The sequence below is a fragment of the Halomarina oriensis genome (assembly GCF_009791395.1).
GTDB lineage: Archaea > Halobacteriota > Halobacteria > Halobacteriales > Haloarculaceae > Halomarina > Halomarina oriensis.
The window spans coordinates 18,436-32,737 of the sequence record NZ_WSZK01000005.1; the positions used below are offsets into that span (position 1 = coordinate 18,436).

17 protein-coding genes are annotated in these 14,302 nt (G+C 69.6%); 6 read left to right on the forward strand and 11 right to left on the reverse strand.

Annotated features, from left to right (window positions below):
- Positions 1–4: 4 nt before the first annotated feature.
- The 4 genes from GQS65_RS01465 to GQS65_RS01480 form a co-directional block, all read right to left on the reverse strand.
- Entirely contained in the window at positions 5–526 is a 522-nt protein-coding gene (locus GQS65_RS01465) for a hypothetical protein (protein ID WP_158202901.1), read from the reverse strand.
- 392 nt (positions 527–918) lie between these two features.
- Positions 919–2,088 (reverse strand): tyrosine-type recombinase/integrase, encoded by a 1,170-nt coding sequence (locus tag GQS65_RS01470; protein WP_158202902.1) that lies wholly within the window; start codon positions 2,086–2,088, stop codon positions 919–921.
- A 440-nt stretch (positions 2,089–2,528) separates the two neighbouring features.
- On the reverse strand, positions 2,529–3,119 hold the full coding sequence (locus tag GQS65_RS01475; RefSeq protein WP_158202903.1) for a metal-dependent hydrolase: 591 nt from the start codon (positions 3,117–3,119) through the stop codon (positions 2,529–2,531).
- Positions 3,120–3,281: 162 nt separating this feature from the next.
- Complete coding sequence (locus GQS65_RS01480) at positions 3,282–4,544, reverse strand: outer membrane protein assembly factor BamB family protein (protein ID WP_158202904.1); 1,263 nt, start codon at positions 4,542–4,544, stop codon at positions 3,282–3,284.
- Between the two features lie 103 nt (positions 4,545–4,647).
- On the opposite strand from GQS65_RS01480, the gene GQS65_RS01485 reads away from it, so the two are divergent.
- A complete protein-coding gene (locus GQS65_RS01485) occupies positions 4,648–6,096 on the forward strand; it encodes a hypothetical protein (protein WP_158202905.1) in 1,449 nt (482 codons plus the stop codon).
- A 110-nt stretch (positions 6,097–6,206) separates the two neighbouring features.
- On the opposite strand, the gene GQS65_RS01490 is transcribed toward GQS65_RS01485, so the two are convergent.
- From GQS65_RS01490 to GQS65_RS01510, 5 genes are all read right to left on the reverse strand, one after another.
- Entirely contained in the window at positions 6,207–7,004 is a 798-nt protein-coding gene (locus GQS65_RS01490) for a hypothetical protein (protein WP_158202906.1), read from the reverse strand.
- 81 nt (positions 7,005–7,085) lie between these two features.
- A complete protein-coding gene (locus GQS65_RS01495) occupies positions 7,086–7,505 on the reverse strand; it encodes a type IV pilin (protein WP_158202907.1) in 420 nt (139 codons plus the stop codon).
- 61 nt (positions 7,506–7,566) lie between these two features.
- The gene (locus GQS65_RS01500) at positions 7,567–8,217 is read right to left on the reverse strand and encodes a cupredoxin domain-containing protein (RefSeq protein WP_158202908.1); all 651 of its coding nucleotides are present in this window, start codon (positions 8,215–8,217) and stop codon (positions 7,567–7,569) included.
- Positions 8,218–8,320: 103 nt separating this feature from the next.
- A complete protein-coding gene (locus tag GQS65_RS01505; RefSeq protein WP_158202909.1) occupies positions 8,321–9,292 on the reverse strand; it encodes a mechanosensitive ion channel family protein in 972 nt (323 codons plus the stop codon).
- 91 nt (positions 9,293–9,383) lie between these two features.
- On the reverse strand, positions 9,384–9,683 hold the full coding sequence (locus tag GQS65_RS01510) for a hypothetical protein (RefSeq protein ID WP_158202910.1): 300 nt from the start codon (positions 9,681–9,683) through the stop codon (positions 9,384–9,386).
- 126 nt (positions 9,684–9,809) lie between these two features.
- Between GQS65_RS01510 and GQS65_RS01515 the strand changes: the two genes are divergently transcribed.
- Positions 9,810–11,114 (forward strand): 5'-deoxyadenosine deaminase, encoded by a 1,305-nt coding sequence (locus GQS65_RS01515; protein ID WP_158202959.1) that lies wholly within the window; start codon positions 9,810–9,812, stop codon positions 11,112–11,114.
- An 86-nt stretch (positions 11,115–11,200) separates the two neighbouring features.
- The gene (locus GQS65_RS01520; protein WP_158202911.1) at positions 11,201–11,776 is read left to right on the forward strand and encodes a DUF502 domain-containing protein; all 576 of its coding nucleotides are present in this window, start codon (positions 11,201–11,203) and stop codon (positions 11,774–11,776) included.
- A gap of 21 nt (positions 11,777–11,797) precedes the next feature.
- On the opposite strand, the gene GQS65_RS01525 is transcribed toward GQS65_RS01520, so the two are convergent.
- Positions 11,798–12,487, reverse strand: coding sequence for a methyltransferase domain-containing protein (locus tag GQS65_RS01525; RefSeq protein ID WP_368279753.1), 690 nt, complete (start codon positions 12,485–12,487; stop codon positions 11,798–11,800).
- A 2-nt stretch (positions 12,488–12,489) separates the two neighbouring features.
- Positions 12,490–13,386, reverse strand: coding sequence for a M48 family metallopeptidase (locus GQS65_RS01530; protein ID WP_158202912.1), 897 nt, complete (start codon positions 13,384–13,386; stop codon positions 12,490–12,492).
- 245 nt (positions 13,387–13,631) lie between these two features.
- Between GQS65_RS01530 and GQS65_RS01535 the strand changes: the two genes are divergently transcribed.
- The 3 genes from GQS65_RS01535 (at position 13,632) to GQS65_RS01545 (ending at position 14,263) form a co-directional block, all read left to right on the forward strand.
- Positions 13,632–13,838 carry a hypothetical protein gene (locus tag GQS65_RS01535; RefSeq protein WP_158202913.1) on the forward strand — a complete coding sequence of 69 codons (207 nt, stop codon included), beginning with the start codon at positions 13,632–13,634 and terminating at the stop codon, positions 13,836–13,838.
- Complete coding sequence (locus GQS65_RS01540) at positions 13,828–14,013, forward strand: DUF7511 domain-containing protein (protein ID WP_158202914.1); 186 nt, start codon at positions 13,828–13,830, stop codon at positions 14,011–14,013. The genes GQS65_RS01535 and GQS65_RS01540 overlap by 11 nt, the downstream gene beginning before the upstream one ends.
- Positions 14,014–14,089: 76 nt before the next feature.
- A complete protein-coding gene (locus tag GQS65_RS01545; RefSeq protein WP_158202915.1) occupies positions 14,090–14,263 on the forward strand; it encodes a hypothetical protein in 174 nt (57 codons plus the stop codon).
- Positions 14,264–14,302 lie beyond the last annotated feature (39 nt).

Sequence of the window (14,302 nt, forward strand, 5' to 3'; positions counted from 1 at the left end):
CCGATTACACCTTGTTCGCAGTGACGACGACGTTTCCGCCGGACGCGGTGTCTCCGCTCGCCAGGTCGACCGTCAGAACGACGTAGACGGTTTCACCACCGGCGACCGAAGTCGTGTCGGACTCGACCAGCGAACCATCAGACGTGTACATACTGACACCACTGATGAGGTCGTTGCTGCTGGTTACGTCGACGGTGTAGCTCCCGTCGCCACTCTGTCCGGGAGTGAACGTGAACGCCGCCGTGTTGCTGTTCTGTACGGACGTTTGGCTACCGAAGGTGAAGCTGCTGGACCCCCGGTTCAGGTCGTCGAACTCGAGAGCCATCTTGCCGGTCTGACCGTCGAACGTAGCGACGCCGAGGCCTCCGTCGGCGAACGTGATCTCTGCTGCTGCAGCGTCGTCATCTGCCACGGTGACGGACGTGCTTCGAGTGATCTCTGCGCTGGTAAACGCTGACGCTCCCACGACGGACGCGGAGAGCATCAGCGCTGCCGCTAATGCCGCGAATTTGAGTGTACGTGCCAATTTAAACTCCCTCGAAGGTATCCAACGTGGCATGATATATAAAACTTCTTACTAATTCATTACAGACTATCTTTCGGCTAAGAGAATAACGTTCACAGTTGACGGTGGCGGCCGGTTATCGGTTTCCGAATCGATTCGGGCCCACGCGCGCGCGTCGCCGCCTCGCACGCGACCCTGCGTTATTCACAACCGAGGTGTATCGCCGCGTAGTGGCCCCGATTTCGTTCCGGATGACGTTCACTACCGAACCTCCGAACTTCGGTCTCTCCTGGCCCTTTAAATACGGGTCGGCCGTGGCAGTCACCGAGCAGCCGCTTAGCTCGCGGACGTCCGTCGTCGGTCGGTTCTCGACTCGACACTCGGCGACACCCGGTCACTGGAGGACGCGAGCGTCAGTCGATCTCTTCGAGGTGTTCGTCGAAGCGTTCGGTCTGTTCTTCGACGCCGATGTGCTGGTAGGCGGCGTGGGTCGTCGAGAGGTCCTTGTGCCGAGCGAGGTCCTGAGCGTCACCACGGTCACGGCGGTACACTTCGCCGATGATGCCCCGACGAGCGCCGTGGAGCTGGAGGTAGCCCGCCTCGTCGTCCACGTCGATGCCCGCCTCGTCGGTCAGGCGCTTCAGCACGCTCCGTGCGCCCTCGGTCGTCAGCGCGGGCGGAGCGACGTCACGCTCACGGAGGAGCGCGTCGATGCCACCCGCCTCGTCGACGAGCGCTGCCACGTCCACGTCGTCGCCCAGTTCCTCCCGGACGGCGGCGTACTTCGACGGGGCGTGGTCGGTCGAGAACACCGGCCAGTCCTCGCTCGGTGGGCGCTGGACGGCCTGCCAGCGTTCGACACCCACCGCGGCCTTCGCGGGGAGTGCGATGGGGCCGAGATGCTGGTCCTTCCCGAGGACGCGCAGCGTCGAGCGTTCGAGGTCGACGTCCGACCATCGGACGCCCTGGCGACCCTCCCGGTCGTCCTTGGGGTGGCGGAGCACCTCCGCGCCGCGGACGGCAGAGTACGCCAGGACGCGGACGAGTGCCCGGTCCCGTGCCTCCGTGGTCGCACCGAACCCCCTCTCGTCGACGGCCTCGGCCGCACGTCGGTCGACGAACCCGACCAACCGACGGCGCTGCTCGGTCGTCCAGAACTGCTGGTCGGTCCGCGAGGACTCGTCGGCCGGTAGCGCCTCGCGTGCGGTGTTGGTCAGCGCCGGGTTCGTCGGTAGACGGCCGTCACGGACGCAGTAGGTGAGAAAGCCCGAGAGGTACGAGAAGTAGGCGTTGGCCGTCGACCCGGCGATTCCGCCCGCCGTGACGCGGTCGTCGAGGCGCTCGACGTACCGGCGGACGACGAGCGGCCCGTCGTCGCCCGCGAGGTCGTCGAGCCCGCGTCCCCGTGCACGCATCCATCCCACGAATCGCCGGAGTTCGGACCCTGCGGCGTCGACGTACGACCCCGACGGGTCGCCCTCGTCGTCGACGCCCGTGGACTTCGACCGGAGATAGCGCTCGACCGCGGTCTGCAGTGCGTCGGCCGTCCGACTCGGGTCGTCTCCCGACCTGTCCTCGTCCATCACTCATCGCCGAGGCGGCCGATGCACAAAACCACTTGGTTGTGTGAGCCACCGACGCGGTCCCGGCGGCACGCCGTCGGTCACCGCCGGTCGTGGGTCCGGCGACCCGTGTCGGTCGCCCGACGGCACCGGGAAGCACCTCTCCACTTGGTTGTATCGCTACACAGCCACGTGATTCCGACGACCGACCGAAGACCGTCGTACGGCGTCGATAGCTCTTCTCGACGGAAGGATCGGCACTCTCGGCCGCCGATAAACCGCCTTTTGCGATACGTTCCGGCGTTCGGGTCCGACGTCGTGTCGTCGACGTGCTCGCCGTCCGGGTGTTCGACGATGCCGGTACGCCGGACGACCGCCGCGAACGGCGGTTTGCGGTCGTCGTAGCGGCGGCCTGTGGCGTGGCCGTCGTCTCGCGTGACTCGTCGACGGGCTACCGAGCGTCAGCGGTGTTCGACACGGCGAACGTTCCGCCCGCGTGGACGGCCGATGCGGGGGACGCCGGGGATGCCGTCGAGGAGCCAGAGGAGGAACGCGCCGCCGAGGAGCGTCACCTCGAAGACGACGATGGCGAGCCCACGGGGGCTCTCGAGGACGCCGCCGAACTTCGTGAGGTAGAAACGGAAGTTCTCGACGAACGAGCCGTAGTCGGCACTGGGGCCGGTGACGACCGGCCACAGCAGGTTGTCGAAGTTGATGCCGTTGCCGTAGACGACGCCGTACATCGCGTCGGCCGGCAGGTGGAGCAGGTAGCCGACGACGAACGCCGCGCCGACGACGGTCCGGTCGAGTCGCCACGCGACGGCGAGGACGACGACGCTCAGCGGGACGGCGACGAAGACGGAGTGCGCGACAGAGGTCCCGCTCTGGAGGACGTCGAACTGCCAGGCGAGTGGTTTGTCGACGAGGTCGGGGAACTGGGTCCCGACGGCGACGGCGACGGCGGTCCACGCGTCGGGCGAACGGTGCCACCCGAGTCGGAGCGCGAGCGCGACGACCAGGTAGCCGACCGCGAGATGCTCCCACGGCCACATCTCAACGGCCCTCCGTCGGCGCCGGAGGGCTGTCGGTCGGAGCGACTGGCGCTCCGGTACCGGGTACGAGGAACTCTCTCATTGCCGACTCTGTTCGCTAGCGACGGATATGAGCCCTTTCAGTCACGTGGTATCACACCCCGAGCGGGGTCGACGGGCCCCTCAAGCGCCGTAATCGAGTGCGACGACCCGCCCGTCGCCGTATCTGACGAGCAGTTCCGGGGTCCCGTCGTCGTCGAGGTCCGCCGGGGTGACGTGTGTCTCGATGGGGACGCTTCGCTCGTAGGTCGCCAGCACGCGCCCGTCGTCGCCCGCGAGGACCGTGACCGTGCCGTCACGACTCGTCACGACGACCTCCTGGTCGCCGTCGCCGTCCACGTCGGCGGTCACCGGCGACCAGACGGGCGCGCCGTCGGCGCTCACCGTGGTTCGCCACTCGCCGTCGCCGTTCGTCACGTCGATGGCGAGCACCTCGCCGTCCAGCGTTCCGGCGTAGAGTTCGGCCGTCCCGTCGCCGTCACCGTCGGCGACCCCGCGGTAGCGGAGAATGGCGTCCGGTTCGGCGCTCCACTGGACCGCGCCGCTCGCGCCGTCGACTGCGGTGAGGGTCCGGCCGTCGCCCACGAGCAGTTCGCGGGCCGGGTCGTCGTCGGCCTGCGTCGACACGACGTACTGTGACGGCCCGGTTCGGGTCCACGCGACCGACCCGTCGGCCTCGAAGACGACCAGTCCGCTCCCGGAACCGACGACGACCTCCTGTTCACCGTCCCCGTCCACGTCGGCGACGACGGGGCGTTGCTGGACGATGGTGTCGTCGAGGCCCGCGTCGGCCAGCGACGCCCGCCAGACGACGCTGCCGTTCGCGGTGACGACGCCGACGTCGCCGTGGATACTGCTGAAGACGACGTCGCGGCCCGGCGAGACGGGGAGGTCCGCGACCGTCGGCCGACCGTAGCCGAAGGAGGGGTCGCTCTCGTTCAGCGTGACGCGCCACCGCTCCTCACCCGTCTCGGCGTCGTAGGCGATGAGTGCGTTCTCGTAACTCGTCGAGACGACGAGGGACTCCCCGTCACCGTCGAGGTCCGCGACGACCGGTTCGCTGAGCGCGTGGGTGAAACAGCGGTCGGGCGGGACGGTGGTGCGCCACTGGACCGCGCCGTCCTCGGGGGCGAGTCGGGCGAGCGTACAGGAGGTGTTCGTCAGCGGCGTCCCCGGATCGGGCACCTCGGCGACGGGTGCGACGACGACGCGGCCGTCCTCGCTCGCGCCGACGGCGTGGTGGTTGCGCTCGTTCTGGCGGGGCGTGTCGCTGGTCCACAGTTCGGTCAGTTCGCCGCCGCCCGCGGGCAGTCCGACCCCCAGTACGACGACGCCGGCCAGCGCGGCGACGACCAGACCGACGGCCGCCACCGTTCGAGCGCGCATACCTGCTACTCGCCGACTGTGGGCCAAAAGGGTGTCTGTCGCCGCCTGGGCGTGTCTCGGGGACAATCGCGGCGCTTTTCGGCGTGCTCGTCCCAGTTCTCCTATGCACTCGCGGTCGGGTCGTCGCGCGACGCTCGTCGTCGCGCTCGTCGTCCTCGCGCTCTCCCTCGCCTCCGGCGTCGTCGCCGCCCACGAGGTCGGGAACTCCCGGTTCGAGGCCCCGCTCCCGCTCGCGGCGCTGTTCGCCGGTGCGGGCGCGACCGTCGCGCTCACCGCCGCGTGGCTGGCCGTCACCGACCGAACCGACCCTCGCCGGCAGCGCGACCTCCCGACGCTCACGCTCCCCGCCCTACCGGTTCGGTTCCTCCACACCGCCGCGGGCGTCGGGTTCCTGCTGGGCGTCGCCGTCGCGCTCTGGAGCGGGCTGACGGGCCGGCAGGTCGCCGCCGAGAACGTGGCGACGCTGCTGACGTGGCTCGTCTGGTTCCACGGCCTCGCGCTCGTCTCGCTGCTCGTGGGGAGTCCCTGGCGCGTCCTCGCGCCGTGGCTGACGTTCTACCGGGCGCTCGAACGACTCGAAGGCGGCGCGCTCCCGACGCTCGACTACCCCGAGCGACTGGGGGCGTGGCCCGCGCTCGTCGGCTTCCTCCTGCTGTTCGGCGTCGTCGAGAACCTCACGCCGGGCATCACCCGGTCGCCGCGACTCACCGCCGTCGTCGTCGCGGCGTACGCCGGGGTGATGGTCGCCGGGACCGTCGCGTTCGGCCGGTCGTGGGTCGACCACGGCGACCCGCTGGGCGCGTTCTACGATTTGCTGGGCCGGGTCGCGCCCGTCGAGTGGGAGTGCGGGGATGACGACGGTGTGTACCGTGCGACCCTGCGCCCGCCGTGGCGAGCGTGCGTCCCGCCGGTCGCGGACCTCGCACTCGGTGCGCTCGCCGTCGCGGCCGTCTACACCGTCAGCTTCGACGGCTTCGTCGAGACCCGCGAGTTCCAGACCGTCCTCTTCACGACCCGCGAGGCGCTCGGGACGGGGCCGGCGACGACGCTGCCGCTCTACCTCCTCGGGGTCGCGCTGTTCTGCGTCACGTTCGCGCTCGCCGTCGTGCTGGCCGACCGACTCGGTGGCGTCGGCGGTGACGACCCCTCGTCCGGCGAGACGGCCCTCCGAACCGACGGCGGGACGGACTGGCGTGGGGGGGTTCGACGGTTCGCCCCGACCGTCCTCCCCATCGCGGCGGCCTACGAGGTAGCCCACACCTACCCCGCCGTCGTGACGCGGACGGCGACGCTCGTCGACCTGTCGCTCGCGCCGGTCGGCGTGACCCTCCCCGACCCGTTGGCGTGGCTCTCGGTGCCGGCGTTCTGGGGATCGCAGGTCGTCCTCGTCGTCCTCGGGCACGTCGTGGCCGTCGTCGCCGCCCACCTCGCGGCGGTCGCTCGTTACGAGACGCCACGGGCCGCCCGCCGTGGACACCTCCCGCTGGTCGTCGTCATGGTCGGCTACACCGTTCTCTCGCTGTGGATCGTCTCGCGGCCCGTCGTCGCCTGATGCGGCCCTCGCGGACGGGCGTCCGAACCGGTTTGGACGGTTCGGAGAGTTCGGACGGCTCGGGACTGCCGCCACGGTGTCGGTTCCCGCCGAGGGCGGGGCCCGGCCGCTCACTCGACGGGTTGTTCGAGGAGGTGCTGGCCGGAGTCCGCACAGCGGACGACGAACACGTCCATCTGTGAGCAACACGACTCGACCACCTCGGAGCTCGTCTCGACGGCCTCTCCACCCGGACACGCCTCGGCGAACAGTCGGAGACCGTTCAGGAAGACGGTCCGCTGGGCGGTCGGGAGGTCGTCCCAGCCGTCGAGGCGGTCACGAAGGAGACCCGCCGCCGCGACGTCGGCGACGAGCGCGGCGTCGGAGGGCCACTGCGCGACGGGTCGGAACTCGTCGAGCAGCGCCGTCCCCTCTCCGCGTGACTGAAGGTTCTCGGCGTCGCAGTCGAGCGCGGTGGCGAGTCGCTCCTCGACGGTCGCCGGGTCGACGTCGGCCATCGCCGCCGTCCACTGCTCGGCGAACCCGTCGGTGAGTCGGAGGTCACGGCCGTCCGGCGTCTCCTCCAGCGCACCCACGTCGAGGAGCGTCCGTTCGAGTTCCTCGGGGTCCGAGAACCCCCGCTCGGGGTCGACGCTGACCGTCGCCAGCGGGTCCTTGCCGAACCAGCGCAACACGCGCCGCGGGAGGTAGCGCTTGGTGAGTTCGGGCGTCCCCGGCACGAGGTAGCCACGGAGCCAGACGAGGACGGCCGCCACCGCCGCGACGAGCAGGCCGAACGCCCGGTTGTGTCTCCCGGCCGCCACCGCCAGCACGGCGGCGATGGCGACGTTGACGACCGTACACGGGAGACAGCGGTTCTCACCGGTGTACGCGGGTTGGCGAAGCGCGTCGAGGGGACGTGAGTCCATTGGACGAGGATACGGCGACGTGGGCGTATATGTTTCGACCGGCGAGGGGGAGTAGTAATCCGTCGATTGGTCGCGAGCGTGCTACTGGAGGGTGATAGAGCCGAGCACCGCGTAGGCGTTCGACGTCTCCCAGACGACCGTCACGGTCGCCCCGGAGGACGCGCTGGTCGTCGTCGAGTCCCCGACGTCGACGTGTCCGTCGGCCGCGCCCTCCCACGCACGGGGCTCGCCGTCGACGACGAGGTGCAGGGTCCCGACGTCGATGGACTGGCCCCCTCCGTGGGTGATTTCGAGCGTCTCACCGCCGTCGGTCGTCCGGTAGTCGAACTGTACCCGTGGTGGGTTCGTCGTGCTCTCGCTGGAGTCGCCGACGCCGAGGACGAACGACCCGAGGACGGCGGTCCCCATCACCGCTCCGAGGAGGAACAACAGCCCGAGGAAGACGCCGAGGACGACCTGCACTGGCCGACCGAGCGACCGGAACCGGGTTCTGAGTCCCATGCTCTCGGGTTAGCGAAACAGACGATAAATCCTCTGTTCGAGACTGTACTCGAAAAAAGAATTACCCCGGCGGCTGTACGTCGATGTCCGCGATGCCGAGCAGTCTGGTGAGATGCTCGCCCGCGATGGTCGTCCGGACGTTCGACCCCTCGACGGTCCCCGGTCCCGGTCGCGCCTCCTCGACGACGACGAGGCCGACCATGCCGTTCATCTCGTGGGGTTGGCAGAGGTAGTTGTAGACGCCGGGCACCTCGAAGGTGTGCTCGAAGCTATCGCCGGGTTCGAGCACGTCGGAGTCGAACGACGCTGCCGCCTCCGGGATGCGTCGGGTCCGGTAGACGTCGGGGTGGTACGCGGCGATGGCGTGGGTTCCGCCCTCGACGCTCCACGTGACGGTCGCTCCCCGTTCGACCCAGAGGATGGCCGGGGTGAACACGTACGGTGCGGGCCCGTCGTAGTCCGGGATGTCGATGGCCCGCACCGTCGGGTCCGAACGCAGGTCGTCCGGCCCACCACGCTGGTCGACGCGGTAGCGTCGTTCGTCCGGCGTCGCCGTCGGTTCGGCCGTCGTCGTCGCGGCCGTGGTCGCTCGCTCGCTGGTCCGGTCGTTCGATTCGTCCTCGTTCGCCGCCCCGGCAGAACAACCCGCGAGCGCACCGAGCGCTGTGAGTCCCCCCAGGCGGAGTACACTCCGCCGTGACTGCCACGTCATGGATGGAATCAGACACGTAGGGGGACAACACTTTCTCGAAAGTGTGGTGGTCACACACGACCGTCGGTGCTGAACGCCGGCCGTCGCGTCCGTCGAACGTCGACTACCGCCGGTTCGGGTCGTGCGTCTCGACGGTCCCCGAGAGGTCGACCTGTGGGTACGGGATGTCGATACCCTCCTCGTCGAAGCGCTCCTTGACGGCTTTGACGAACTCGCTGCGCACGCGCAGGAACTTCCCGCGGTTCGGGTTCTCGATCCAGAACCGGGCGACGAGACCGACGTAGGAGTCCGCCAGCGGGTTCTCCGAGAGCGTCACGATGGGGTCGGGCAGGTCGAGGACGTCGGGGTGGCGTTCGGCCTCCGCTAAGATGATGTCCGTCGCCCGGTCGATGTCGTCCTCGTAGCCGATGCCGAACTCGAAGCTCACGCGGAGTTTGTCGCGGGCGGTCGGGTTCATCACGACGTCGTTGGTGAGCTTGCTGTTCGGAATCGTCAACAGCTGATTGTCGAACGTCTGGACGCGTGTGACCCGGAACGTGATGTCGGTGACGACGCCCGCGTTGGGCAGGCCGCCCGTCTCGGGCCACTCGATCCAGTCGCCGATGCGAAACGGGCGGTCGGCGTAGATGAACACGCCCGCGACGAAGTTCGAGAGCAGGTCACGAAGCGCGAACCCGACGGCGAGCGTCGCGGCCGCCCCGATGGTCGTCAGCGACGAGAGCAGCCCGCCGTAGCCCGCGAGGCTGAACGCGAGGGAGACGGCGACGACCAGCGAGACGCCCCGAGTCAGTCGCACCAGCGGCTTGCGGGCGTTCCGCTTCAGCCCTCGAGCAGCGAGCGCACGGTCTGCCAGCGGGACGACGACGACACGAATCAGCCCGTAGAAGACGACGAACAGGACGACGAACGTGAAGACGGCTCCGAGCGGTTCGGCGTACCCCCGTGGCACACCCCACTCTCGAAGCGCTCGTCCGACCGGGCCGACCTCGTCGGGCTGGAAGTCCGGGACCTCCGGCGTCTCGGTACCCGACCCGTCTCCCGTCTCGGTGCCCTGCTGGGCCAGCCAGCTACTCATCTCCCCCGATCCGACGCACGGCTGGCTCTTCGTCGTTGGGGTCGCTTCCTCGGGCGGTTTCAGTCAAAAAGACGACGGTTCGGCCAGTCGCTCACTCCTCGTCGCGGCTCTCGACGTAGCTCGCCAGGCCGAGCAGCGTCGGTGCCCAGAGTCCCATGAAGATGCCCTGATCTCGCTTCCCGCGCACGTAGAACGTGAACAGCGAGAGGAACACCGACGCGATGGCGGCGATAGCGATGGGGTCGCCCGCCGCGACGAGCTGGGTGATGCTCGCGTTCTTCGCCCGGTCGGTCATCGAATCGTTTCGTCCGGGCTCTCGGCGCGTCCCCGACTCCGACTCGGACGGTCGGCTCCCGGGCGTCTCGTCGCTCTGCGTTGCTGTGTCAGCCATCGCTCGGTGTTCGCGCGCGAGAGGTTTCGACCCGTGGCCTGCCCGTGCGTGGTTGCGCCCATCGACGACCCGTCACCGCCGGGAATCGACGCCCTCTTTCGGGAGACCCACCGAGTCGACGAGGGAATGCTACTACAGGGAACCGTCGTCGCCGACGCGACGACCGTCGTCGAGGACGGCGCGGTCGTCGTCGAGGGCGACCGTATCGCGGCCGTGGGCGACCGCGAGGAACTCAACGACCGCTACCCGGACCACGAACGGCGCTCGTTCGACGTGCTCGCCCCCGGCCTCGTGGGTGCGCACGTCCACTCCGTCCAGTCGCTCGGGCGGGGCATCGCCGACGACACCGCGCTACTGGACTGGCTGTTCGACCACGTCCTGCCGATGGAGGCCTCCCTCGACGCCGAAGGGATGCGCGTCGCCGCCGAACTCGGCTACCTCGAATGTCTCGAGTCGGGCGTCACCACGGTGGTCGACCACCTCTCGGTCAACCACGCCGACGAGGCGTTCGAGGCCGCCGGCGAACTCGGCATCCGCGGGCGAATCGGGAAGGTGCTGATGGACACGAACTCCCCCGAGGGACTGGAGGAGGACACCGACGCCGCCCTCAACGAGTCCGAGCGACTCATCGAACGCTACCACGACACCCACGACGGCCGTATCCAGTACTCGCTCACCCCGCGGTTCGCCGTCTCGTGTACCGAGGCGTGTCTCCGTGGGGTCCGAGAACTGGCCGACGCCCACGAGGGGGTCCGCATCCACACCCACGCCTCGGAGAACCGCGACGAGATAGCGACGGTCGAAGCCGAGACGGGGATGCGCAACGTCCACTGGCTCGACGAGGTCGGAATCACCGGCGAGGACGTCGTGCTCGCTCACTGCGTCCACACCAGCGAGTCCGAACGCGAGGTACTCGCCGAGACGGGTACGCACGTCACCTACTGCCCCTCCTCGAACATGAAACTCGCCTCGGGCGTCGCGCCCGTCGTCGACTACCACCGCCGGGGCATCAACGTCGCCCTCGGCAACGACGGCCCGCCGTGTAACAACACGCTCGACGCGTTCACCGAGATGCGCCAGGCCAGCCTCCTCCAGAAGGTCGAGGAACTCGACCCGCTGGCGACGCCCGCGGGGACGGTGTTCGAGATGGCGACCCACAACGGCGCGAGAGCCGCCGGATTCGACGACGTCGGCTGTCTGCGCGAGGGCTGGACGGCCGACGTCGTCGGTCTCACCACGGACCTGACGCGGGCGACACCGCTCCACGACGTCCTCTCACACCTCGTCTTCGCCGCCCACGGCGACGACGTCCGCTTCACGATGGTCGACGGCGAGGTGCTCTACGACGAGGGGGAACTCGCCACCGGTGACGCGGCGGCCATCCGCGAGAAGGCCCGAGAGGTCGCCAGCGGCCTGCCGACGGCCGACTGAGCGCGAAGGGTCCGTCGTCGTCCGACGTTTCCTCCACGTCTCTCGGGACCGAAACCCCCATCATACCACCGCCCCACCGCCCACACATGGAGCAGTGGCGACGTGACTTGGTCGGCGGACTGGCGCTCGTGGTTCCCGTCGCGCTCGTCGTCGCCATCTGCGTCTTCCTCTACCAGCAGGTGGCCTCGCTCGGGGTTCCCCCCGGCTACCCCGCCCCGGTTCGGGTCGCCATCGTCCTCGCCGTCTTCGTCGTCGTCGTCGTCGCCGTCGGCCGCGTGATGGGGACCGCACTCGGCCCGTTCGTCGACAGCGCGGCCGACGCCACCGCGAACCGGCTTCCGGTCCTCAGAGTCGTCTACAACGCCGCGAAGTTCACCACCCGGCGACTCCTCGCGGGCGACGAGCGGACCCGGACGCCCGTCAAGGTCGAGTCCTGGCCCGGGCAGTGGATGACCGGCTTCCGCACGGGGGTCCGTGCGCCCGACGGCGACGTGATGGTCTTCTTACCGGGAGCGCCCGACCCCACCTCGGGTCTGCTCGTCGCCGCCGACCCCGACCGAATCGAGGAGTCCGACGAGACGGTCTCGCAGGCGCTCGTCCGCGTCGTCTCGTGTGGCTTCTCGAACGGCGACGACGTGGACGACCGGGCCTCCGAGAACTGACTCGTGTCGTCCGCGGCAGCCTCACCGACGGTGAGCGACGGCGACGACCGTCGCACCGGCGTCGAACGTCTCGACGGCCACCCGGTCGAACCGCTCGCGGAGCGGTTCGAGGAGGCCGACGTCGGGGTGCCAGTTGGTCAACAGCCACGACCCGCGGACGAGCAGCGGGTTCAGTGCCCGGCGGTAGCCGGTCTGGAACGGTCGGGTGTCGAACACGGCGAGTCGACCGCCGGGGACGAGCGTCTCGGCGACGGCGTTTAGCACGCCGGGGAGGTCGGGCATCGCGCTCAGCGAGAGGGTGGCGTACGCTCGGTCGACGCTCTCGGCGGGGAGCGGGAGGTGACTCGCGTCGCCGCGGACGACGTGGACGTTCGACCAGTCCGCGCGGTCGATCCGCCGCTGGGCCCGTTCGACCATCCCCTTCGAGTAGTCGACGCCGACGACGCGGCCCTCGGGGCCGACGCGCTCGCGGAGCGCGGGGAGGTCGACGCCGGGTCCACAGCCGACGTCGAGGACGGTGTCGCCGCGTCGGGCGTTCAGCCCCGCGAGCGTCTGGCGGCGATACGCGTCCTCGCGTCCGGCGAAGACGACCCACTTGCCCAGCCGAAACAGTGTCTGGTGGTCGCTCCAGCGGTCGTAGAGGCGCTGTCCGCGGACTCGGGTCGTCGTGTCGGGACCGGTCGTGGTCGGCGTGTCGGCGTCCTCGTCCACGGTCACCGGACCTCGATTCGGGTGGCGTTCCGGTCGGCCCGTTCACGCAGGCGCTCGATGCGCTCGTCGGTGTCGGGGTGGCTCGCCAGCAGTCGCGTCGCCGCGCTCTCCTCGCGGACGAACGGCCACGACGGCCCGTCGAGGCGGGCGAGCGCCCGCGCCAGCGCCAGCGGGTCGCCCGTCACTTCGGCCGCCCGGTCGTCCGCGGCGAGTTCACGACGCCGCGAGCGAGCCATCACGACCGCGGTACTGGCGACGAGCAGTCCCGCGACGACCCGGTCGATGCGGGTCCTCGCCCGGCCGGCGAGCGTCTCGCGCCAGTCTCGTGGTCGCCCGGCCACCAGCGCGCTCGCTCGGGCGACCCCCGACAGCACGAGCGCGAGCGGGAGGAGCGCGACCGCGAGCAGGCCGACGGCGGTCCGCGCGACGCTGAACACGAGCGACCCGACGAGGCCGTCGCGGCGTTCGACGTGAGCGAGTTCGTGGGCGAGGATGCCCTCCAGTTCGTCGACCGTGAGCAGGTGGAACAGCGCCCGGTCGAGGACGACGGTCCCTCCGAGCGCGAAGGCGTTCGGTGTCCGTGTTCGGACGACCATCAGCCGGGGCGTATCGAGGCCCATCCGGTCACAGAGGTCGTTGAGGCGAGCGTACAGTCGTGGCGACCGCTCGCGGGGGAGGTCCCGAGCGCCGATACCGGCGAGGACGCGGGCGGTTCCGGTGCGGTAGCTCAGATAGCCCAGTCCGACCGTGAGGAGGCCGAACGAGAGCACGAACGTCGCCGGGTCGACGCCCCGTACGACGTCGAGTAACAGCACGGCGAGTAGCGCCGCGCCACCGACGTACGTCACGAGGACGGCGACGCCGACGACCGCGAGGGCCACGCGAACGGCGAGTCGCATGTCCTCCCTACGGGTGACGCGCGAAAACCGTTGTCGTCGTCACGCACACGATACGACGAACCGCGTGCGGACGGCTCCGCGTGGTGTGTGGCCGACTCACACACTGTTCGCCGGCGCGGACCGTCCGGGTCACGAGAACTGTGTCCGGCCGTGAACGGTGCTATACATCTAGCCACCGGAGCAGCGGCGGCTGAACGTCTGTACCTGCAATCGAAATGGCGATAGCTTCACGAGTACCAGTCGTCATGAGCCGAGACGACACGACCGTGCTGGCGGACATCGACCGTACCGAAACCGAACTCGAATCGCTCGTCGACGACCTGTGGACCGACGGGGTCGTCACGGACGACGACGCCGAGGAGTTCACCCACCGCGTCGAGACCATCGCCGCAGAGCTGCGTGCCTGCGTCGAGTACGCCGAGGACGGCCCCCTGGCCGACGATGCGAACTGAGGCACCGGCGGACGCGAGCGACGCGCCGCTCGAATCGCCACTCGCGCACGCCCCCGACCCTTCGACGCCGGGCATCGTGACGGTCTACAACCCCCAGGCCGACGGCGAGTCCCTCGCGGCGCAGTGGCTGACCGTCGACGAAGACACGCTGTACGACCTTTCGGACTGGCGCTGATGTCGTCGTTCTCCGAGAGCCCCGTGCCCGCCAGCGACGGCGTCGGCGCTGTCCGGTCGGTCGGAGGTGGCCCACGGTGAGTTCCGGGGCTGTGACCGCACCGGTGTCGGCCCGGCACGTCCTGGCCGTGGTCGCGGTGACGACACTCGCGGCCGCCGCGAGCGCCGGCGTGCCGCTCGTCCCGGCGCTGTCGGCGACTCTCGGCGTGCTCGTGGTCGCGGTGCTCGTCTGCACGGGCGGTGGCCGGTGACCGAGAGACCGAAACCGGTATCACCGCCGTTGGGTGAGA